The organism is Sorangium sp. So ce362 (assembly GCF_051519845.1).
In the GTDB taxonomy this organism is placed as follows: domain Bacteria; phylum Myxococcota_A; class Polyangia; order Polyangiales; family Polyangiaceae; genus Sorangium.
This window is the reverse complement of record NZ_CP150332.1, coordinates 7971723-7993087: the sequence shown is the minus strand read 5'-3', so window position 1 is coordinate 7993087 and position 21365 is coordinate 7971723. Positions and strand designations below refer to the sequence as shown.

Here is a 21365-nt window from a genome sequence, read left to right as displayed (position 1 = left end):
CGTGCGGGCGTGGCCGCACGCGCGCACGCGGCGCCGGCTATTCGCGGCGCCGGCGCTCCTTGTACTTCACCCGGACCGGCACGCCCTCCAGCCCGAACGCCTGCCGCAGCTGGTTCGCCACGTAGCGCCGGTAGCTGAAGTGGAGCTTCTCGGGGTCGCTCGCGACCACGACGAACAGCGGCGGCGACGTCTCGGCCTGCGTGACGAAGAACAGGCGGGGCGCGCGGCCGCCGTGCGTGGGCGGCGGGTGCGTGAGGAGGATCTGCTCGAAGAAGCGGTTGAGCTCCCCGGTGGGCACGCGCTTCCGGTAGGCGTCGGCCACCTGGGCCACGGTCTCGAGGAGCTTCGTCGCGCCGCGCCCGCTGCGCGCGCTCACGTGCGCGATCGGCGCCCACGACACGAACGCGAGCTTGTCGCGGGCGTCCTGCTCCGCCTTCGCGAGGGCCTTCCGATCGAGGAGATCGATCTTGTTGAGGCCGATCACGATGCCGCACCCCCGGTCGACCGCGAGGCCGAGGATCTTCGCGTCCTGCTCGGCCACGCCCTCGGCCGCGTCGCAGAGCAGGAGCACGACCTCTGCCCGCTCCATGGCGCGGATCGCGTGCATCACGCTGACCGCCTCGACGGCGCTGTCCTCCTTCGTCACCTTCGCCTTGCGCCGGATGCCGGCCGTGTCGATGAGCAAGAACCGCTTCCCGCCGCGCTCGGCCAGGGTGTCGATCGGATCGCGCGTCGTGCCCGGCTGCGCGTCGACCAGCATGCGCTCCTCGCCCGCGATGCGGTTGACGAGCGACGATTTCCCTGCGTTCGGCCGCCCGACGATGGCGATGCGGAGCGCCCCCTCGGCCGACTCCTCGGGCGCCGTGGGCTCCCGGGGCAGCGCGGCCTCGATGGCCATCTCCAGATCCGAGATGCCGCGGCCGTGGAGGGCGCTGATCAGGATGAGCCGCTCCATCCCGAGGCGGTACAGCTCCGCCGCCTCTGCTTCGGCGCGCGTCGAGTCCGCCTTGTTCGCGACGTAGATCACGGGCTTGCCCGCGCGGCGCAGGAGGCCGAGCTCGGCGTGCTCGGACGGCGTGACCGGCGTCACGGCGTCGAGCACGCACACGATCACGTCGGCCTCGGCGATGGCGAGGTCGATCTGCCGCTTGATCCCCTGCCGCATGGGATCGCCGCTCTCGGGGTCGAACCCGCCCGTGTCGACGAGCGTGAAGCGCCGTCCCCGCGAGATGACGTCGCCGTAGTGGCGATCGCGGGTCACGCCGGGCTCGTCGTGCACGATCGCGACGCGCCTGCCGACCAGCCGGTTGAACAGCGTGCTCTTGCCGGTGTTGGGCCGCCCGACCAGCGCCACGATTCCGGCCGAGGGGAGCGGCGCAGGCGCATCGGCCGCGGCGTCCTCGGCCGCCGCGAGGGCCTCATCGGCGAGCTCCGCCGCGGGCTCCTCCCTGTGCTCGGTCGGATCGTGGCTGCGTTGCTCGGAGGGAGCACGCCCCTTGCTCGGGCCCGATCCTCTGCCCTTCTTCGAACCGGCGGCGTCCTTGCTGGACGCTGCAGCACCCTTGCCGGACGCTGCCGCGTTCTTTCTGGGAGCGACAGCGACGGCGCTCTTGCTGGAGACGGCGGCGCCCTTCGTGGGAGCGGCGCCGCGCCTCTTCTCGGGGGCGGCGCCCTTCGTGGGAGCGGCGCCGCGCCTCTTCTCGGGGGCGGCGCCCTTCGTGGGAGCGGCGCCGCGCCTCTTCTCGGGGGCGGCGCCCTTCGTGGGAGCGGCGCCGCGCCTCTTCTCGGGGGCGGCGCCCTTCTTCGTCGCCCGACCCCCTCCGGCGGCACCCTGACCGCGCCTGGTCGTCCTCGAAAGAGCTGATTTTGCCGCGCTCACGTGGTCTCTCCCTTGTTGTAACCGAGCTCTTCCAGCCGCTGGAGCGACTCCCGCCACTCCGGTGTCACCCGCACCCAGAGCTTGAGGTTCACCTGCCGCCCGACGAGCTCCTCGATCCGGAGCCGAGCCTCCGTGCCGATCCGCTTCAGCTGCTCCGCGCCGGCGCCGATCAAGATCTTCTTCTGCCCGGGCCGCTCCACGTGGATCGTCGCGTCGATGTGCAGCACGCCGTCGCCCGCCGGCTCGACGTAGCGCTCGATCTGCACGGCGCTGGCGTGCGGCACCTCGGCCTTCGTCGCCCGGAGGATCTGCTCGCGCACGTACTCGGCGGCGAAGAAGCGCGTCGGCTTGTCGGTGAGCTCATCGGGCGCGAAGCCCCAGTCCCGCTCGGGACAGAGCTTCGCCACCTCGTCCAGCACGCGCTGAACGCCGTTCTCGCGCAGCGCCGAGATGGGGACGATCGCCGCGAAATCCCGCAGCCTGCCGAACGCGTCGAGGAGCGGCAGCAGCCGGGCCTTGTCCCGCATCCGGTCGACCTTGTTGAGCACGAACACCACCGGCGCCTCGCTCCCCAGGTCTGCGAGCAGCGTGAGATCGCCCGGATGCGGCACGAGCGGCGGGCCGTCCTCGCCTTCCTTCGCGCGCCGCGGAAGGCGCGCAGGATCCGGCGCTTCCGTCACGAAGACGATGACGTCGGCGCTCCGCGCCGCTTCGCGCGCCGCCTGGTTCATCACGCGCCCGAGCTCGGTGCGCGGCCGGTGCAGCCCGGGCGTGTCGAGCAGCGCGATCTCCGCCTGGCCGTGGTGCACGACCCCGAGGATCGCGTCGCGCGTCGTCTGCGGCATCGGCGAGACGATCGCGAGCGGGTGGCCGAGCGCCGCGTTGAGCAGCGTCGACTTGCCCACGTTGGGCCGCCCTACCAGGGCCACGCGCCCGGAGCGCCGCGGCAGAGAAGCGTCCGGCTCCTCCGTCCGCCTCGGTTCGGCGTTCTTCCTTCGCTGTTGCTGCCCGCCGCCTCGCGCGCCCGCCGCCCGTTCGGGGAGCGGTCGCCTCTTCGCGTCGCCAGCGGGGCGGGGCTCACGTCCTGCCAGGCCGCGGGCTGCACCGGAGGAGCGCGCCGCAGACGCCGCAGAGCTCCGGCTCTTCCTGGCGCCCCGTTCGGTAGCCCCTGCCTTGGTGGCAGCGCGCTCGGCGCCGCCCCGCCCGGCAGCGCGCTCGGCGCCGCCCCGCCCGGCAGCGCGCGCGTCGCCGCCCCGCTTACCCGCGCCTCGCGGCCTGTCGTCGGCGTGCGCCTCGTCTTCACCCCGGGGCGGGCGCGCCGGCGGGGTCGCCGCCTCGCCCGTCCGGGGCTCCTCGTCGGATTGCGCTCCCCGGCGGCTGCCTCGGCCACCGTTCCTGGCGGGACGGGGGCCGGCGGCAGCCGGGGAGGGCTTCGACGCCTGCTGGCGCGCTTTCGCGCCCTTGGGCGCACTCTGGGGACGGCCTTTTACCACGCCGCGCGCGATAGCAGACGCCCAGGGGGGCTACAAACGCTTCCCTACGATCCGTGGTCAAGCGTGCGCGAAGGCGGTAAGGGGATGCCTCGCATGTCGAGCGTCCACCGAGGGGATCCACAAAGCGGAGCCCCGCCCGCCGCCCCCGACCCGCAAGCGACCGGAGCCCCGTCCCACGACGAGGCACCACCCCGCGAGGACCGCTCGGCCGAGGCCGGCAGCGCGCCGGCCAGGGGCCGCGCCGGCGCGGTGGACGGCGCCTGGAGAGCCGGCCCTGCGCGGCTCGCGGCCCTCGCGCTCGCGGCCCTCGCGCTGCTGCCCCTCCTCGGCACGAGCGGGATCTGGGACCCCTACGAGCTCGACAACGCCGACCTTGCCCGCCGCATCGCCATCCACGTCTTCGGCGCGCGCGGCGTGGATCTCGCAGCGTCTGCCGGGCAGCTGCCGACCCTGACCGACCTCGGGATGGGCGAGCTCGGGTTCACCTCGATGGCGCTCGGCTTCCGGCTGTTCGGCCTGCACGACTGGGCCGGGCGTCTCCCGCTCGCGCTGTGGGGGCTGGCCGGCGCGCTCGTGCTCTACGAGTTTCTCGCGCGCCTGGTCGACCGCAAGGCCGGCCTGTACGGCGTCGCGGTGCTCGCGACGATGCCGCTCTACGTGATGCAGGCCCGCACCATGCTCGGCGACATCGTCACCATGGCCGCGCTCACGATGGCGTTCTGCGGGCTGACCGGCGCGCTGATCGAGGGCAGGCGACGAGCGCAACGCGGCGCCCGGCTCGCGCCGGCCGCGTGGCTCGCGGTGGGGATCCTCGGCCTCGCCGCCGGATACCTCAGCCGCGGCCTGCTGATCGGGGTCGCCGTCCCCGCGCTCGGCGCCGGCCTGACCTGGCTCGTGCTCCGGACGTCCGGCGCCTGGCCCGGGCCGGAGGGCCCGCGCCCCACGCTCGGCGACCTCGTGGGCTGCGCTGCGCTCCTGCTCGGCGTCGCCGCGACGGCGAAGGGCCTCCTCGTGCTCGCGAGCTCCAGCGCCGACGCGCCGCTCCCCCGCGCCCTCGGCGTCGCGCTCCTCAAGAAGCCGCCGGTCGAGTCCACGTTCGACCTCACGCTGCGCCAGCTCGGACACGCCCTCTTCCCGTGGAGCGCCTTCCTGCCGTTCGCCATCGGCCGCATCTTCCGCGCCCCTGCCGTGGAGCCAGGGGCCGAGGTCGTCGCGCCTGGCCTCGATCGCGAGGCAGGCGTCCGGATCGCCCTCGTCGTCACGTCGGCGCTCGCCTACGGCGCCTTCGCGCTGCTCGCGCCGCACGCCGGGGCGCTCCCGTTCAGCGGCCCCGCGCTCCTCGCCGCGATCGCCGCGCTCGCCATCCGCGATCTCGAGCGCGGCGCCCCCTCCTCGCGAGCGCTCGCCGTCGGCTGCTCCGTGCTCGCGTTCGTCCTCTACCGCGACCTCGTCCTCTCGCCGGACAGGGCCCTCAGCGTCTTCTCCGTCGACAAGCCGGTCTTCCCGAAGAGCTTCGAGGAAGAGGCGGCCTCCGCGATGCGCTTCGTCCTGATAGCGTTCGGGGGCCTCGTCGCGCTCACCTGGATCGAGGAGCAGCCCCGCGAGCTCGATCGCAGCTTCAAGGCGTGGGCGCGGCGCCTCGCCGACGAGCTCCACGCCGGCGCCGGGGAGCTCGCCCGCATCTGGGGCGGCAACCTGCTCTTCCTGCTGATCGTCCTCGAGGCGGCGCTCGTCGGCGTCGGCGCGATGCTCTTCGTCGGCAGGCGCATCGGATGGGGGACCGTGGCGCGGATGCCGAACCACCTCGCCGCGTACGGGATGAACGCGTGGTGGGCGCTGCCCTTGCTGCTCGCGGCGGCGCCCGTGGTGCTCATCGCGATGCGCGACGCGTTCCGCTTCGTCGTCGCGCGCGCTGCCATGCCCCGCGCCCTCGGCACGCTGCTCGCCGGCCTCCTCGCCGGCTTCGCGCTGAGCTTCTGGTACTACCCGGCGCTCGCCGCTCAGCTCTCCCCGAAGGCGGTCTTCGCGTCGTACGGGTCGCTGCGCAGACCCGGCGAGCCGCTCGCGACGCTCGGCGTCCGGAGCCGCGCGGCGGCCTACTACCAGGGCGGTGAGATCGCGTCGTTCGACGACGTCCCGCGGGCGTTCGCCTGGCTCACCGCCACGGCGGACAGCGCTGCGGAGGGATCCGCCGCTCCCGGGGCTCGCCGCTGGCTCGTCGTCAAATCCGACGAGCTGCCCCGGTTGAACAGCCTCTTCCGCAAGCACCACAAGCGCAACCTGCCCGTGCTCGACGGTCGATCGAGCCAGATCCTCCTCGCGTCGAACGAGCTCGGCGGTCGACCGAACGAGAGCTGGCTCAGCCGTGTCGTGCTCGACGAGCCCGTCGCGCCCGCGAACCCGATCGACGCGATGTTCGAGGATCAGCTGGAGGTGCTCGGCTGGGAGCTGACCGACGACGATGGCCAGAAGGTCTCGAGCGTGGTCCCCCAGAAGACCTACCACTTGCGGACCTACTTCCGGGTCCACCGGTCGATCGTCGGCAACTGGAAGATGTTCGTTCACATCGATGGGTTCCAGCGCCGTTACAACGGCGACCACCCCGTGCTCGAGGGGCGCTACCCGCCGAGCCTGTGGCAACCGGGCGACGTCATCGTGGACGACCATGAGCTCCGGCTCGAGCCCAACTTCACCCCGGGCGACTACGCGTTCTACTTCGGCCTTTTTGCCGGCGAGACGCGCTTTCAGGTGTCGCGCGGGCCTGAGCACGAGAACCGCATCCGCGGCGGCGTCATCCGCGTGCGGTGAGCCGCTCGTTGTGGGGTGCCCGACGCATGCCATGGCGCGCGGGTCCCCTGTGCGCCTGGCGCGCGCGGTCCTCGTCGTCGAGCGCCCTCGACGCGCGTGCGGAAAGCGGCTAGTCGCAGAAACATGACCGGGGGCCGTGGTGATTCCAACCATCCGCCCGACGTGCCTGGCGGTTCATCGGCATCCCCCGCGCAGAGCGGCGCCTACGGGGACGAACGCCACGCCGGCGGAGAGGACGAGCGCGAGAGCTCCGCCCCGGACTCGCTCAACCGACGCTCGTCCGAGCGCCTCTACGTCACGTGGCTCGTGGACTGCGAGACGGAGGAGACGTTCCTCTACGCTTCCATCACCAACATCTCGGAGATGGGCATCTTCGTCCGCACGACGCAGCCGCTCTCGATCGGCACGCGGCTCACGCTCCGCTTCTCGCCGCCGGGGGCCGAGGGCTCGTACGTGCTCGAGGGGACGGTGCAGTGGATCAACGAGGTGCGCCCTCTCCACGACAACCCGAACCCGGGCATGGGCATCCGCTTCGTCGATCTCACGCCCGACGATCGCGAGCGCATCGTCGACACGATCAGGACGATCGCCTACATCCGCGATGCGCCGGTGAGGTCGAACTGACGCCGGCGCGTGCGCCCGCGGCGTCCATCGCGGCGACGCCGGCGCGTGCGCCCGCGGCCCGTCAGCGTCCCATCACGGCGTCGAGGGGGCCGCCTGCGCCGGCTCCTGCGCGTCGTCTGCGCGCGGCGGCGCCGCGGGCTTCGCGCTCGGCGCGGCGCGCCGAGGTGGAGCTGCCGCCGCGGGGCGGGAGGCCATCGGAATCGCGTTCTTGGCCTGCGAGCGCCCGACGTTCGTCTCGAGGCCCGCGAGCATCTGCTCGACGCGGTCGCCATACCCCTTCGCGGGGCGCAGCGCGAGCAGCAGCTCTCGCGCCTTCTCCGTCTCCCCGGCACCCTCGTAGCACCGGGCCGCCTCCCACATCGCCGCGTGCGCGGCCGGCGTGCCCGGGTACCGCGCGCCGACCTCGTCGAGCTTGCCGACGGCGGCCGCGCAGCCCGACTTCCGCTGCAGCGTCTGCGCCTCCCGGAGCGCGGCGCTCGCGCCGTCCTCGGGGGCCGCGGCCGCGCGCGCGCTCTTCTCCTTCGCCGCCTCCACCAGCGTCCTCGGCGGCTCGCCCGCCTTCGCTTCGGCCGGGCGCCGGGCATCGCCCTCCTCCGTCGACGTGGCCAGGGCGGCCGGCGCGGGGACGCTGGGCGGCTCATGGTGAACCGACGCAGGCTGGCCCCACTCGGTGACCCGCACGGGGGCCACGCCGGTCTTCGGCCGCAGCAGCAGCAGGCTCGAGCCGATGACGAGCACGAAGAGCGCCGCCATCGCCAGCTGCGGCCGCATCGCGTGGCTGCCGGCCCAGGCGAGCGCGCGGAGCGCCTTGCGCCGGAACGGCGTCTTCTTCTGCGCGACCTCGACCGCGTCGAGGATCCGCGCCTCGAGCTCCTCGCTCGGCTCCTCGAGCGGCAAGGGGCCGGCGTCGCGGGCCGCGCGCAGCCCCGCGAACGCCGAGGCGCACCGGCCGCAGCTGTCCATGTGCCGCTTCATGGCCGCATGCGTCAGCTCGTCGAGCTCGTCGTAGAGCGCGTCCATCACGTGCTGGTCGAACTTCTCGCAGTCCATAGACAGCTCTTCCGGCGCGCTAGCGCAGCGCCCTCGCGTAATCTTCGTACTCCGAGAGCGCCTCCTGAAGCCGCTCCAGGGCGTAGCGCATCCGGCTCTTCACCGTGTTCTCGGGCACCCCCACGATCTGGGCGATGTCCTTGAAGGGCACGTGCCCGATCTCCCGGAGCAGGAAGACCTCCCGCTGCTCGTGCGGGAGGCCCTCCACCGCGCGCACGATGAGCTGCCCCATCTCGGCGCCGATCGCGACCCGGTCCACCGCGGCCTGGGGCGCCGGGTCCGCGGTCCGCTCGCCGAGCGTGGGCCCGTCGCCGCCGTCGCCGGAGCCCTGGTCGAGCGACGGGTGGCGCCGGAGCGACATCTTGCGCAGGTGATCGATGCAGACGTTGCGCGCGATGGCGTAGGCCCAGGTGGTGAACCTCGCCTCATGCTTGAAGTCGGACGCGCTCTGCACGATCTTCACGAACACATCCTGCACCAGATCCTCGGCGATCGCAGGCCCGCGGATCTGCCGCAGGATGAAGTTGTAGATGGGCGTTTTGTGCCGCCGGACGAGCCCGGCAAATGCGGCGCGGTCGCCGCCCTGAAAACGCATCATCAGGGCTTCGTCGGTGACCTCCTCTCGAGAAATCGGGACCATCCTAGCTCCCGGAGCGGCCGAGCCTCTGCGGCGCTCCTTCGGCGGCCCGACCGGCGGGGTGTTCGTGGCGACGACCGCGGCGTCGGATCGGACGCGCAGCGTGGCTCGAAGATCTGAGGCGCTCTCCTTCCCCTGACACAAGCGCACCTTAGCGGATCCGCCCCCGAGCGAGCGAGCCCCCTTCGCCCGCGGCGAGGGGAGGGGCGCGGGCGTCCGGAGGGGAGCCCGCTTTCGGTCGCGTGGCGTCCTCGTGGCAGCGCATCGTCGACCGGCTGAGGACGCCGCGGACGTGCGCTGGGTGAGGGCTCCCGCAGGATTTTCGCTGCATGGTTCGCGCCGCCGTTGCGTCGCGAGCGGCGACGCGCTCTGCCGGGGGGTGAGGAAGCTGTCCAGGTCGTTGCGCTCGGAAGCCCGCCGCCACTAGACTCGCCGGCACCGGGCGTGAGGTCGCCCCCCTCTGCTGACGAGGGTAAAACCACGAGGTTACCTTTCGATGCGACTTATCAGGATGCTGGCTGTGGGGGTGGGGGCCTCGTTCTTGATGGTCATGCCCGCCCTCGCGCAGAGCCCCGACGGCGCGTCGGGCAAGGCCGCTGCTCCTGCCGCCTCTGCGGCGCCGGCCGCATCAGCGCCTGCGGCGGGAGCGCAAGCCGCCCCTGCGCCCGCCGCCACGGCGGGCGCCCCGGCTGCGGGCACGGCTGCATCGCCTGCCACGACGGGCGCCGCGGCTGCATCGACGGCCGCGCCGGCTGCGGGCGCCACCGCCGCCCCGGCGATGGACGGCCCGACCTACGCGGTGCGGCTACGCGATCTGGAGCAGCGCATCGATGAGCTCAAGGAGCAGATCCGCCGCAGCCATACGCGGCTCTCGCTCCTCAGCGACACGATCCTCTCCGGGGGCGGCGCCGGCTCGCGCGCCTCGATCCGGTTCAACAACGAGCTGTCGAGCGCGTTCCGCGTGACCCGCGTGCTGATCGTCCTGGATGGTGCCGTTCAGTACAACAAGACCGATCAGTCGGGCGCCCTCGCGGAGCAGACCGAGATCCCGATCTTCAACGGCTCGGTTCCGCCGGGGGATCACACCCTCCAGGTGCTCGTGAACCTGCAGGGCAACGGCTACGGGGTGTTCTCCTACCTCCGCGGCTACCGCTTCGAGGTGCGCTCCAGCCATTCCTTCACGGCGGTCGAGGGGAAAACGATGAACCTCCAGGCGGTCGCGTTCGAGAAGGGGGGGGTCACGACCCCGCTCGAAGAGCGCCCGGCGGTCCGTTTCGTCGAGAAGATCGTTAGCGGCCTCTCGGATGCTTCCGGGCAGCCGGCCGCCGCCGCGGGTGGCAAGTAGGTTCGAGCTCGTTAGGACAAGTCGCCATGACCTGGGACTCCGGATCGCGGGTTACCCCTGCCTTGCTTGGCCTGCTCCTGCTCGGCGCGGCCACGACCGTGGCCCCTGCCGATGCGTGGGCCCTGGACTCCGAGCGCGCTTACACGAGCGCGTCTCAGCAGATCAGCGGCGTCGGCTCCGGGCTGGGCGCCATCCAGGCGGCGATCCAGAAGTCCCGCGGCGAGCAGCGCACCCCGGCGCAGCGCATCGCGGATGCGGTCCTGCTGATGGGCTCCAGGGACTACGAGCGCGCGGCGAACGTGCTGAACCAGGTGGTCGAGAAGTACCCTGACCATCCGACGGCCTTCCCGGACGCGCTCACGCTGCTCGGCGAGACGTACTTCCGCTCGAAGCAGTACCTCTCGGCCCGCCGCGCGTTCCAGCGGATCGTCGCGAGCAGCGCCGAGCCGCGCTTCGCCGCCTACCAGGCGAAGGCGCTCGGACGGCTCGTGGACATCTGCCTCCGGATCAAGGATTACGACGCCCTCGACGCCATCTTCGCGTCGATGAACAACATCCCGTCCTCCGCGGCGGGGAGCGCCCTCTCGTACGCGCGCGGCAAGGGCCTTTACGTGAAGAAGGACTTCGCCGGCGCGAAGGCGGCGCTCGGCGCGGTCGACCCGCGGAGCGAGTACTTCCACCAGGCGAGATACCTGCTCGGCCTCATCGCGGTGAAGGAAGCGACGCCCCCGCCGGAGCCGCTCAAGGAGGGCGACGTGCCCCCGGCGGTGCCCAAGACCCGCTACGTCGCCGCGATCGACCTGTTCCAGAAGGTGACGCAGCTGCCGGCCGACACCCCGGAGCACCGGCGCGTCATCGACCTTGCGTGGCTCGCGATCGGGCGGCTCTTCTACGAGGCTGACCAGTGGGCACAGGCCGTGCAGGCGTACGGCCACATCGACCGCGTCTCGCCCGAGTTCGGGGCCATGCTCTACGAGCTCGCCTGGGTCTACGTTCGCCTGGGCGACGTGGATCGCGCCCAGCGATCGCTCGAGATCCTCGCCATCGCGGAGCCGGACAGCCAGAACATCGCGGACGGCTCGCTGCTCCGCGGCGACCTGATGCTGCGCGCCGGCCGCTTCGAGAAGGCGCTGAAGGTGTACGAGGGCGTCCGCGCCACCTACGATCCGATGCGCGCGCGCGTGGATGCGTTCCTCGGCTCGACGAGCGATCCCGCGGTCTACTACGACAAGCTGAGCCAGGAGCAGCTCGAGGCGCTCGACACGAGCTCCGCGCTCCCGCCGCTCGCGGTGCAGTGGGCGCGCGAGGCCGAGGATGGGCCGGCTGCGTTCGCGGTCATCGACGACATCCACTACTGCCGCGAGCTGATCAAGCAATCGAACGAGCTCATCGAGAAGCTGAACGCCGTGCTCAGCTCGCCCAACCGGGTGCGCGCGTTCCCGGAGCTCAAGGCCGGCGAGGAGAAGGCGCTCGCGCTGCTCAACCGGGTCGCGCTGGCGCGCCTCGCGCTCGGCCAGGGCATGGACGACGTGGAGGACGGCTCGCTCTCGGGCGAGATCGGCGGCGTCCGCGCGCGGCGCCGCGCGCTGGAGAAGCGCCTCTCGCGGGTGCCCGTCACCGACGGCGACTTCCAGGATCGCGAGACGCAGGCGCTCAAGCAGTGGAACACCCAGTCGCAGCGCCTCCAGCAGCTGACGCTGCAGATGGACACGCTGCAGGCGACGGTCAACGGGCTCAGGCGGCTGCTCCGCGATGGGCCGCACGCCGGGGTCGTCCGAGATCCCGCGAGCATCGCCCGGTTCGAGCACGAGCTCGCGCAGAACGAGCGCGACCTCGCGCTCTATCGCCAGCAGGCGGACGTGCTCCGCAAGCAGGTGAGCGCGGGCCGGGTCCAGGTCGGCTTCGGCGATCAGCGCTTCATCGAGGACGCGCAGACGCGCAAGGCGCACCGCGACGCCCTGACGCGCGAGGTCGCGCTGGCCGCGGCGGGCGCCGGCGGCCCGGATCTCGCGGCGTACGCGCAGCGGGTCACGCCGGTGCTCCGCGCCGGCGACGCGGCGGACGCGAAGGTCGAGGCGGCGCTCCGCGAGATCGAGGGAGAGGTCGCCCAGAAGTCCTCGGGCCTCCGGCAGATCGTCAGCCGGGAGACGGCGAGCGTCGTGCATTACTCGGTGCAGCTCGACGCGCTCGACCGGGAGGCGCGCCTCGTCGTCGGCGAGGTCGCGATGCGAAACTTCGGCCTCGTCCGCGACAGGCTGAAGAACATCATCCTCCGCGCCGACGTCGGCATCACCGAGGAGGCGTGGGAGGTCCGCGAGGAGCAGATGACGCGTGTTCGCAGCCTGCAGGTCGAGCGCGCCCGTGAGGATCGGCTCCTCAAGGAGGAGCTCGACGAGGTCCTCGACGACAGCGGCGATCCGGAGGACGAGAAGTGAGCAAGCAGCAGGGCGGCGCGAGCGCGCCGCAGAACGCTGGCGCACCGCGCGCAGGGGCAGGGGCGCAGATCCTCGAGCCCGGGGGCGCGCGCGTGCCGCTCGGCGACGCCGTGAGAGCGGGGCGCCGTCGCCCGCGCGGCGCGCTCGGGGTTGCCAGCCTTGCCCTGGTGCTGGCGGTCGCGCCCCTCGCGCGCTCGCAGCCGGGCGGCCAGCCGTCGCCCGGGCCGGCGACCTCCGCCGCTCCTGCGGCCGCGCCGACCACGGCCTCGCCAGGGGCCGGGGCGCCTGCTGCGCAGGCCGGAGCCGCCCCTGCGCCGGCGGCGCTGCCGCCGGCGCAACCCTTCGCGCCGCCGATGTCCGTCGGGCGCAAGCAGGCGCCGCCGCCTCCACCGCCGACGCCCGCGCAGCTCGCCGCGCTCGCCGCGCTCGAGAAGGAAGCGGCCGCCTACGAGAAGGCGGCCCGCGACTACCGGAGCGCCATCACGCGCATCGTGCAGCACCACTACGAGGACAGGCGCCGCCGCATCCTCTCGTCGCTCGACCGGGAGATCGAGACGGAGCGGAAGGGCCTCCGCGACGCCCGGGAAGAGGCGATCCGCCGGCTCGAGGTGTTCGTCCAGCGCTACAGCGGCCCGAACGCTCACCCCGAGAACACCCCCGACGCGATGTTCCGCCTGGCCGCGCTCTACGAGGAGCGCGCGCGCACCGACACCGACGCGAGCGAGGATCTCAGCCTCGCGCTGCTCCCGGCCATCGCGCTCTACAAGCGCGTCATCAACGAGTTCCCTCAGTACCGCGAGCTCGCCGGGATCTATTATTACCTCGGCCATGCGCTGAACGATTCGGTCCGGTTCCCCGAGGCGCAGCAGGTGTGGCGCTCGCTCGTGTGCCACGACAGGTATCCCTATCCCGTCGCGCCCGACCCGAAGGATCCGACGCGCGACACGGTCGGCAGGCTCCCGCAGGACCACGACGACGATTACTGGACCGGCTGGGAGGCGCGCCACCCGACGCCCATCCGCTCCACGCCGGGCGGCCGGGCGATCCAGCCCGCCCGCAGGGCCGCGAGGGGGGCGGCCCCCGTCGTCGAGGACGAGACGGCCTACAGCACGCCATATCCTGACGATTGCCAGCCGATCCCGCAGAAGACGGCGCTCGGCGCCGAGCCCCGCTACATCGCCGAGGTCTGGTGGCAGATCGGCGACTACCATTTCAACGAGATCGACCGCGCCGGCGGCCCGTTCAACTACAACAGGGCGGAGTCGTCCTACCGGCAGTCGATCAAGTACAAGAAGCCTCCTGTCCACGGCGTCGCGATGTACAAGCTCGCCTGGACGTACTTCAAGCAGCAGCGCTACGAGACCTCGGTACGCCAGTTCATCGAGCTGCTCCGCTACACCGACGAGCAGGAGAAGCTCACGGGCGACCCAGGCGCGGATTTCCGGGCGGAGGCGTACACCTATATCGCCGGCTCGCTCACGTACCTGGATTTCGTCGGCCCCGGGCCGGACGAGCCCTACATCCCGCGCAATGACGTCCTCGACGTCGAGACCGACCCGCGCATGGCCGAGCAGAAGATGCGGATCGCCATCGAGCGCGTCCAGGATCCCAAGCTGATCCCGCAGGATCAGAAGTGGACTGTCGAGGTCTACAAGGCGCTCGCGCTGGAGTTCAAGGAGCTCAACCAGTACCGGAACACGATTGAGGTGAGCGAGATCATCCTCCAGAAGTGGCCGATGCACCGTGACGCGCCCGTGATCCAGAACCAGATCGCGGACATCTACGACACGCTCACGTCGCAGTCGCGCGAGGGGACGGCCGAGCGCGCGATGAACTCGGCGAAGGCGCTCGAGGCGCGGACGAAGCTCGCCCAGTACGTCGGCACGACCCCGTGGGTCGAGGCCAACAAGGACGATCCCGAGGCGATCCAGACCGCCGAGCGGCTCGTGCGCGGCGGGCTCCGCCGGGCTGCCGCCGATCACACCAACGCGGGCAGCGCCCTCGTGCAGCAGGCGCTGACCGTCAGCGACAAGGAGACGCGCGACCCGATCTTCGAGCGGGCGCTCGGCGAGTATCGCCTCGCCGCGCAGGGCTGGGCCGGTTACCTGGCCCAGGACGAGAACGCTCCGGACGCGTACGAGAGCCGGTACTGGCTGGCCGACGCGCACCACATGGTCGTCGTGATCGCGGTGGCCATGGATCGCTCGCCCACCCCGCAGGAGGTCGAGCTGGCGAGGAGCTCTGCGGTCAGCGTGCGGGACTCCAACGAGGACGACAAGTACCTGCAGCCCGCGGCGTACATGGTCGTCGACACCGCCCACCAGGCGCTCCTGGATCGGCACAAGCTCTTCCAGCGGACGAACGGCGCCGAGGGGCTCGAGCCGCGCGAGAAGGTCAAGCTCGTCGGCGAGGGCGACGAGCAGCGCGTGATCGCCGAGCCGCTGCCCCCGCAGGTCCAGGCGTCCGTCGCCGCCCGGGACGAGTACATCCAGCGCGTCCCGCCCGCGCTCGACGCCCCGAAGAACATCGAACTCTATGCGTTCCAGGCGGCCGACTACTACTTCCTTTACGGCCAGTTCGCCGAGGCGCGCAGGCGGCTCGAGCCCATCTACAACGCGCAGTGCGGCAAGACGGAGTTCGGCTACAAGGCGTGGGAGCGGCTCACGACGATGTCGAACCTCGAGAACAACGTCGAGCAGAGCCGCAAGCTGGCCGAGGCGGCGCTCACGCGGAGCTGCGCTGTCAGCGAGGAGCAGAAGCTGAAGGAGGGCGACATCGCCCGGCCGACGATCTCCCGCGGCTATTACCTCGACGCTGCCCGGGCCTTCGAGAAGGCCGAGAAGATGCCGGACGGCCCGGCGCGCGTCGCCGCCTGGCGCGAGGCTGCGGCGCTCTACAAGGTCGCGCTCGAGAAGGCGCCGGCCCGCGACGAGGCGCCGGAGGCCGCGATGAACGGCGCTTACTGCTACAAGCAGGTGGGCGACTACGACCAGGCCATCGCGATGTACTCCCTGTTCATCAAGGAGTACGGAAACGAGGAGAACCTGGCGAAGCTCGAGAAGGGCGATCCGGACGCGAACCCTCCGAAGAACCCGGATCCGAAGCGCTACGCCGAGCGGGTGAAGTACCTGAAGCAGGCCTACGACGCGCTGTCCGCGGCGTATGTCCTCTTCTTCAACTACCGCAGCGCGGCCGAGACCTACGACACCATCGCTCGCAACACCCGGTTCGAGCAGGCGGCGCGCCGGGACGCGGCCCGGAACTCGGCGCTGCTCTACGCGAACATCGGGGAGCGCGACAAGATGACCGCCTCGCGCGCCACCTTCATGAGCCTGAACCCGCCCCCCGAGCAGAAGGCCGACATCGACTTCCTCGTCGCGTCGGCGGACCTGAAGGCCTGGGACGAGCAGGGGTCCGACGAGGGCCCGAACCGCGCCGCGCGCACCAAGGCCATGCAATCGATGGAGGCCTATCATGCGGCCAACAAGAACAACCCGGCCGCGCGCGGGTATGTCGTCCAGGCGGCCTACCACGCGTCCAAGATGCGCAGCGCCGCCGCCGATCCGAAGGCGCGGGAGTGGTGCAAGAACACCATGACGGCCTTCACGGCGTTCCGGAGCTCGGCGACCGGCGACAAGGCGAAGGCCCTGGGATCGGTGCAGGCCGACATGGCCGCGGAGTGCGCCTACAAGGCCATCGATGATCGCATCAAGGCCGAGTTCGACTACGACACGGGGCACCACCGCTACGAGGGGGTCATCGATCAGGTGAAGCGGGCCTTCGAGGCCGACATCACCAGGGCCAACGATCGGTACTGGAAGGAGCTCCAGGAGGTCATCGCCGCCTACGAATCGCGGCAGTGGTCGGTCGCCGCGCGCGCGCGGCAGGGCTCGCTCTACGACTCCTGCCGCACGGGCCTCTACAACGCACGCCCGCCGGGCCTGAGGCTCTACACGGACAAGGAAGAGAAGCTGCTCAAGCTCGCCGAGACGAGCGATCGCGAGGATCTCCAGGAGACGGCCGACGCGCTCCGCCAGAACCGGCGCGAGCAGTGGCGCGCGGCGCGCGAGCGGCTCCTCACCGACGCCGACAAGGCGATGGTCAAGTTCTACGTCGAGTCCGTCGTCTGGGCGAAGGCGTGGAAGGTCCGGAATCCGGCGGTGGATTATGCGATCCAGCGGCTCGCGTTCTTCACGGACATCCTCGGCGACGCCAAGCTCCGCGAGTGGAGTCAGGGGATCATCGACCCCGAGACGAAGCGTCCGTTCGAGTACAAGGATGGCCTTTTCCTCCGGACGCGGCCCGGCATGACTCCGCCGCTCGCGCCCGACGGCCTCCCCCTGCCCCTGCCGGTCGTCCCATGAAGCGCCGCCTCTCTGTCACCCTCTTCGTCAGCCTGCTCGCGGTCGTGTCGCCGTTCGCCCTCGCGTCCTGCGGCGACGAGGCGACCCCGCCGCCCAAGGTGCCCACCCGCCCCATGACGGGTCCTGGCGCGGCCCCGCCCGTCCAGGCGCCGTACGGCATGAACGACGCGCCGAGCTCGACGCGACCGTACGACCAGCCTGCCCAGGCCACGCATCCGGCCATGAACGCCCGGGCGGCGGCGTTCTACCAGGGCGGCCTGCAGTCGTTCGCGATCGGCGACCTCGCCAACGCGAGGGCGCAGTTCACGCAGGCAGCGCAGGCCGATCCGCGCGCGCACCAGGCCTTCTACTCGCTCGGCGTGGTGCAGGAGCGGCTCCGGGACGAGGGCGCCGGCGCGAGCTACCGCCAGGCGTTCACGCTCGTGCCGGCTTACGAGCCCGCCATCATCGCGTACGCGATGCTCCTCGCCCGGAAGAACCAGCTCGGCGAGGCCGAGCGGCTCCTCAACGAGAAGCGCGGCCAGATGCCGAAATCGGCGGCCGTCGCGGCGACGCTCGCGGAGATCAAGTCGCTCCAGAAGGACACCGGCTCGGCCCAGCGGATCGCGCAGGAAGCGCTGAAGATCAACCCGGACTACCGGCCGGCGATGGTCGTCATCGCCCGCGATCACTACAGAAACCGGCGCCTCGATCTCGCGCTGTACGCGCTCCAGGCGATCCTGGACGGGTTCGAGCCGGTCAGCGAGAACCCGCCGCGCGACAGGGACAACGCGGAGGCGCTGCTGCTCCGCGGCCTGATCTTCCGGGAGCAGGGGCAGCGCGCCGCGGCGCTGGAGGAGTTCCGCAAGGCGGTGACGCGCCGCCCCGATCTCGTCGAGGCGCGGGTGCAGCTCGCGACCTACCTGCTCGAGGCGGGCAATGCCCAGGAGGCCCTGCCCCTCCTCGAGGGCGCCGTCCGCTTCGACGCCGAGCACGTGGCCGCGCACCTCAACCTCGGGGACGCCTACCGCCTGATCGAGCGCTACGGCGACGCGAAGCGCGAGTTCGACTGGGTGCTCGCCCGGAATCCGAACCTGCCCCAGGTCCACTACGACCTCGGCCTGCTTTACCTGTTCGCCCCCAGCGTCCCCGGCATGACGCCCAAGCAGCAGGTGGCGGAGGCGATAAAATCGCTGACGAAGTTCCAGGAGCTGCGCAACAAGGGCCAGCGTGACGACTCGGAGGAGCTCCTGAACCGCGCCAAGCTCAAGGAGGGCGAGCTCGACGCGGCTGCGGCCGCAGCGCAGCCCGCGGCACCTCCTGCCGCCGCGGCGGATGGAGGCGTCGCCGACGCCGCGACCGACAGGTGAGGGAGACCATGAGCACGTACAAGACACTTGCGCTGGGTTCGGTCCTGCTCGCGATCCTCTGCCACGGCGAGCGCGCGAGCGCGCAGGAGAAGGGCAAGCAGCGCGGGGTCATCACGCTCGCCGAGGTGACGATCACCGGCCGCATCCAGAAGCCCATCGCGGCCGTCGACGTCAGCCGGATCCAGCCGAAGCTCACGCTCGCCGAGCTGCGTCAGCCCTTCCTGGACCGCATCGAGCAGGCGATCTTCAAGGAGCCGTTCTAGTGCCTCGCGCCGCCGGCGGCGGCTCGCGCGCCGAGCGCTAGGCGGCGGTGTGTCCGCCGCGCTCTTCATCGCGGTGTCGCTCGCGGCGAGCGGCGCCTGCGCCGTGATCTCGTGGAAGCATCCGGCGCAGGTCGCGCGCGCGACGGGCGGCGACCTGACGGCGCTCGCGCGCTCGCTCCGCGCGCTGCCCGGCGAGGCGCGGCTGGCCGAGCTGGCGAGGCGGTCGCCGCCGGAGAGCTGGGAGCGCCGGCTCGCGCTCGAGGTCATGTCCGCCGCGGACCCGCGCGCGAAGATCGCGGCGGCCAACGATCTCCTCGTCGAGCTCGAGCAGCGGCTCGACGCCGGCGCGGGCTGGCCGCGCGCGGCGGCGCGTCTCTCGGCGCTCGCCGCGTTGCTCCTGGCCACGCTCTCCTTCCTCGCGCGGGCCGGGCCATCGGTCATCGCGCTCGTCCTGGTCGCGGGCGCCGCTGGTGCGATCGCGTCCGCGGCGGCCGGGCGCGTCGGCCGCACCGCCGCCTCGCGAAAGCGCGAGGCCGTCGATGCGCTCGTCGGCGTCGCTCTCGGACCGCTCGACAGCGTCGTCCGGGCCGCCAGCGCGCCCTCTGTATCACCGCGGCGATCGCGCCGCGCGCGCCCCTGAGCGCGGCGCGCTCTCCTGGACCGCCCCCACCTGTCCGTGTACCCTCGCGAGCTGTGGTGCCCTCCGCCGTGCAGCGCTCCTTCCGCGGTTCCAGGCCCGGGGCCCACCGGGCCCGGGGGTGCGACTCCGCCTGCCGCGCGCGATCGGCGGCGGCCCCTGCATCGTCCCCTCTCTCCCGGAGCCCCTTGGAATGACCCAGCAGCACCCTACCCCGTCGCGCCCCGGGCAGCCCGGGCAGATGACCGCGGTCATGCGGGCGGTCGCACCGGTGACCGGCCCGAAGGTCCTCAGGATCGGCCTGGTCCAGGGGGGAAAGGTGATCGAGGAGCGTGTCATCAAGCAGCGCACCCACGTCACCATCGGTCCCAGCGAAAAGAGCATGTTCGTCATCCCGAGCAAGAGCATCCCGCCGAGCTTTCGGCTGTTCGAGCTCGTGGGCGGCGAGTACTTCCTCAATTTCCTGGACGGGATGACCGGCCGGGTCGCCTTCAAGGCCGGCGTCTCGGAGCTCTCCACGCTCAAGTCATCTGCCAAGCGCGCGGCCGTGGGCAATGCCCAGGCCTATCAGGTCCAGCTCAGCGAAGAGGCGCGCGGCAAGATCGTCGTGGGGGAGACGACGTTCCTGTTCCAGTTCGTCGCGCCGCCGCCGGTGCAGCCCAAGCCGCAGCTGCCCGTCTCGGTGAAGTCGGGGATCGCGAACGACATCGACTGGACGACAACGATCATCGCCGCCTTCTCGTTCCTGTTCCACTTCGGAGCCGTGGGGTCGATCTACTCCGACTGGATGGACCCGGTCGTCGACGATGAGGTCGACGTCGCGGCGCTGCTCGAGTCCGTGAAGCAGCTGCCCCCGCCGCCGGCGGTCGAGCAGCCGAAGGAGAACGCCGAGGCGACGGCGGCGACGGCGGCGCCCACCGCCGAGGCGCCGAAGGCCGCGAGCGGCGGCGGGAACAAGGGCGCGGCTGCCAGCCCGGGGAAGGGCTCCGGCGGGATGAGCGACGCTCGCGCCTCGGCGCTCACCAACGAGCTCGCGCAGCTCGACATGCAGATGCTGGGCGCGCTCAACTCGAGCGCGAACGCCACAGCCAGCGTCCTCAGCTCGGGCGATGTGCCGACCGGCCTCCTCGAAAACGCGGCCGCCTCCGGGTCCGGCGTCGGAAAGGGCGGTGTGGCGGGATTGAACATGGGCGCCGCCGGTGGGGGCACAGTGCGACCTGGCTCCGCCGGCGGCGGTGGCCTTGCGAGCATCGGCAACACCGGGACCAGCGGCCCGGCGACCGCCGGCTCGGCGCAGACGGTGAAGGGACCGGTGGGCAACGCCCAGGTGGGCGGTGCCGCGGTCTCCGGCGGGAGCGTCTCGAACGCACCCTCCGTTGTGGCAGGGATGACGGCTGGCTTCCGTCGTTGCTACAACAAGGGTCTTCAGGAGGACCCGAGCATGAAGGGGTCGGTCCGGGTCACCGCGAAGATCGGCCCCAACGGTGAGGTGCTCTCGGCGACTCCCTCCGGGGGCTCCGGCCTGTCCGGGACGGTGGTCTCCTGCGTCGTCGCGCGCGTCCAGAGCGCGCAGTTCGCGCCGCCCGAGGGCGGTGGCGCGACGGTTGTGATTCCTGTCACCTTCGTGAGCCAATAGACCCGATGCCACCCGACTCCGTGGACAAGGCGCAATCTCCTCGCTTCGCCTGAAGGTGAATGGCGTGCTGGCGTCGCGCATCCAATGGGGAAGTACCTCGTACGGGTCCTCCCGATGGGGTGAGCCGCTGGATGCCCGGCATGTTCATTGCGTTTTGACAACGGCGTCTGCCCGCACTTATACTGCGCGGGCCTGACTTTCGGAGGCTTCGATGAAGCGTGAACAGATCCCCGGCTTCGCAGCAGTCGCGCTGATCTCGGTTGTGATCGGCCATGGCATCGCTGCTGCGCAGGCGCAGACGGCGCCTCCGCCGGATGCATCCGCGGGCCTCGCGCGGCAGGTGACGCTCTCGCCTGCCGAGCAGCTCGCGCAGAGCGAGACCTTCCTCGCCCGGATGGACGGGGCCCGGACGTCCGTTCGTCGCCAGCTCGAGACCGCGCGTTCGCAGCGAGACGTCGTGAAGACGCTCTGCCTGAACGACAAGCTGAATCAGATCGACGTCGCCATCCGTTCCGCCCGCGAGCGGCGGCAGGGCCTGGAGCTCGCCGTGAATCGGCGGGATGCCGATCTCTCCAATCACGAGTTCACGATCCTGACGGTATTGCGGCAGCGGGCCGAGCAACTGACGGCTGAGGCCAACCAGTGCATCGGCCAGGAAGCGGGCTTCGTCGGCGACAGTGCCGTCACGGCCACGATCGATCCGAATCTCCCCCAGGAGGATCCTTCCGAGTATCCCGTCAACCCGATCATCATCGAGCCGCCTGCGTGCAGCAGCTGTTTTCGGTAGGCGACCGCCTCTCTCGGATTGCCACTGCCCAATAGGCGATGAAACTTCGTGAAACCAT

14 protein-coding genes are annotated in these 21365 nt (G+C 71.6%); 10 read left to right on the top strand and 4 right to left on the bottom strand.

The window, feature by feature from the left end; translation table 11 throughout:
- Positions 1-37: 37 nt before the first annotated feature.
- The gene (der, locus tag WMF17_RS30545) at positions 38-1879 is read right to left on the bottom strand and encodes a ribosome biogenesis GTPase Der (protein ID WP_437644454.1); all 1842 of its coding nucleotides are present in this window, start codon (positions 1877-1879) and stop codon (positions 38-40) included.
- Positions 1876-2808: a GTPase Era gene (era, locus tag WMF17_RS30540; protein WP_437596703.1), complete on the bottom strand. Its 933-nt coding sequence runs from the start codon at positions 2806-2808 to the stop codon at positions 1876-1878. The genes der and era overlap by 4 nt, the downstream gene beginning before the upstream one ends.
- A 657-nt stretch (positions 2809-3465) precedes the next feature.
- Here era and WMF17_RS30535 point away from each other — a divergent pair.
- Together WMF17_RS30535 and WMF17_RS30530 are read left to right on the top strand one after the other, a co-directional pair.
- Positions 3466-6180: a glycosyltransferase family 39 protein gene (locus tag WMF17_RS30535; RefSeq protein ID WP_437644453.1), complete on the top strand. Its 2715-nt coding sequence runs from the start codon at positions 3466-3468 to the stop codon at positions 6178-6180.
- 123 nt (positions 6181-6303) lie between these two features.
- The gene (locus WMF17_RS30530) at positions 6304-6804 is read left to right on the top strand and encodes a TIGR02266 family protein (RefSeq protein WP_437596701.1); all 501 of its coding nucleotides are present in this window, start codon (positions 6304-6306) and stop codon (positions 6802-6804) included.
- A gap of 72 nt (positions 6805-6876) precedes the next feature.
- On the opposite strand, the gene WMF17_RS30525 is transcribed toward WMF17_RS30530, so the two are convergent.
- Positions 6877-7854: a zf-HC2 domain-containing protein gene (locus WMF17_RS30525; RefSeq protein ID WP_437596700.1), complete on the bottom strand. Its 978-nt coding sequence runs from the start codon at positions 7852-7854 to the stop codon at positions 6877-6879.
- Between the two features lie 19 nt (positions 7855-7873).
- Positions 7874-8494, bottom strand: coding sequence for an RNA polymerase sigma factor (locus WMF17_RS30520; protein WP_437644451.1), 621 nt, complete (start codon positions 8492-8494; stop codon positions 7874-7876).
- Positions 8495-8987: 493 nt separating this feature from the next.
- Between WMF17_RS30520 and WMF17_RS30515 the strand changes: the two genes are divergently transcribed.
- From WMF17_RS30515 to WMF17_RS30480, 8 genes are all read left to right on the top strand, one after another.
- Complete coding sequence (locus WMF17_RS30515; protein WP_437644449.1) at positions 8988-9836, top strand: hypothetical protein; 849 nt, start codon at positions 8988-8990, stop codon at positions 9834-9836.
- A gap of 26 nt (positions 9837-9862) precedes the next feature.
- Positions 9863-12271, top strand: a complete 2409-nt coding sequence (locus tag WMF17_RS30510; RefSeq protein ID WP_437596697.1) for a tetratricopeptide repeat protein — start codon at positions 9863-9865, stop codon at positions 12269-12271.
- Positions 12268-16635 (top strand): tetratricopeptide repeat protein, encoded by a 4368-nt coding sequence (locus tag WMF17_RS30505; RefSeq protein WP_437644447.1) that lies wholly within the window; start codon positions 12268-12270, stop codon positions 16633-16635. The genes WMF17_RS30510 and WMF17_RS30505 overlap by 4 nt, the downstream gene beginning before the upstream one ends.
- On the top strand, positions 16632-17984 hold the full coding sequence (locus tag WMF17_RS30500; RefSeq protein ID WP_437596695.1) for a tetratricopeptide repeat protein: 1353 nt from the start codon (positions 16632-16634) through the stop codon (positions 17982-17984). Before WMF17_RS30505 ends, WMF17_RS30500 begins: the two co-directional genes overlap by 4 nt.
- A gap of 8 nt (positions 17985-17992) precedes the next feature.
- Positions 17993-18247, top strand: a complete 255-nt coding sequence (locus WMF17_RS30495) for a hypothetical protein (RefSeq protein WP_437644445.1) — start codon at positions 17993-17995, stop codon at positions 18245-18247.
- Positions 18248-18296: 49 nt separating this feature from the next.
- Positions 18297-18887 carry a hypothetical protein gene (locus WMF17_RS30490; protein WP_437644444.1) on the top strand — a complete coding sequence of 197 codons (591 nt, stop codon included), beginning with the start codon at positions 18297-18299 and terminating at the stop codon, positions 18885-18887.
- Positions 18888-19077: 190 nt separating this feature from the next.
- Positions 19078-20520 (top strand): AgmX/PglI C-terminal domain-containing protein, encoded by a 1443-nt coding sequence (locus tag WMF17_RS30485; protein ID WP_437596692.1) that lies wholly within the window; start codon positions 19078-19080, stop codon positions 20518-20520.
- A 211-nt stretch (positions 20521-20731) separates the two neighbouring features.
- Positions 20732-21307: a hypothetical protein gene (locus tag WMF17_RS30480; RefSeq protein ID WP_437596691.1), complete on the top strand. Its 576-nt coding sequence runs from the start codon at positions 20732-20734 to the stop codon at positions 21305-21307.
- The last annotated feature ends 58 nt before the right edge of the window (positions 21308-21365 follow it).

What these genes read in the sequence shown, in the direction of transcription:
- WMF17_RS30495 (WP_437644445.1), top strand. Translation starts at nt 17,993, where the DNA reads ATGAGCACGTACAAGACACTTGCGCTGGGTTCGGTCCTGCTCGCGATC.
- WMF17_RS30500 (WP_437596695.1), top strand. Translation starts at nt 16,632, where the DNA reads ATGAAGCGCCGCCTCTCTGTCACCCTCTTCGTCAGCCTGCTCGCGGTC.
- WMF17_RS30530 (WP_437596701.1), top strand. Translation starts at nt 6,304, where the DNA reads ATGACCGGGGGCCGTGGTGATTCCAACCATCCGCCCGACGTGCCTGGC.
- WMF17_RS30515 (WP_437644449.1), top strand. Translation starts at nt 8,988, where the DNA reads ATGCGACTTATCAGGATGCTGGCTGTGGGGGTGGGGGCCTCGTTCTTG.
- WMF17_RS30535 (WP_437644453.1), top strand. Translation starts at nt 3,466, where the DNA reads ATGTCGAGCGTCCACCGAGGGGATCCACAAAGCGGAGCCCCGCCCGCC.
- WMF17_RS30485 (WP_437596692.1), top strand. Translation starts at nt 19,078, where the DNA reads ATGACCCAGCAGCACCCTACCCCGTCGCGCCCCGGGCAGCCCGGGCAG.
- WMF17_RS30480 (WP_437596691.1), top strand. Translation starts at nt 20,732, where the DNA reads ATGAAGCGTGAACAGATCCCCGGCTTCGCAGCAGTCGCGCTGATCTCG.
- WMF17_RS30510 (WP_437596697.1), top strand. Translation starts at nt 9,863, where the DNA reads ATGACCTGGGACTCCGGATCGCGGGTTACCCCTGCCTTGCTTGGCCTG.
- WMF17_RS30525 (WP_437596700.1), bottom strand. Translation starts at nt 7,854, where the DNA reads ATGGACTGCGAGAAGTTCGACCAGCACGTGATGGACGCGCTCTACGAC.
- WMF17_RS30520 (WP_437644451.1), bottom strand. Translation starts at nt 8,494, where the DNA reads ATGGTCCCGATTTCTCGAGAGGAGGTCACCGACGAAGCCCTGATGATG.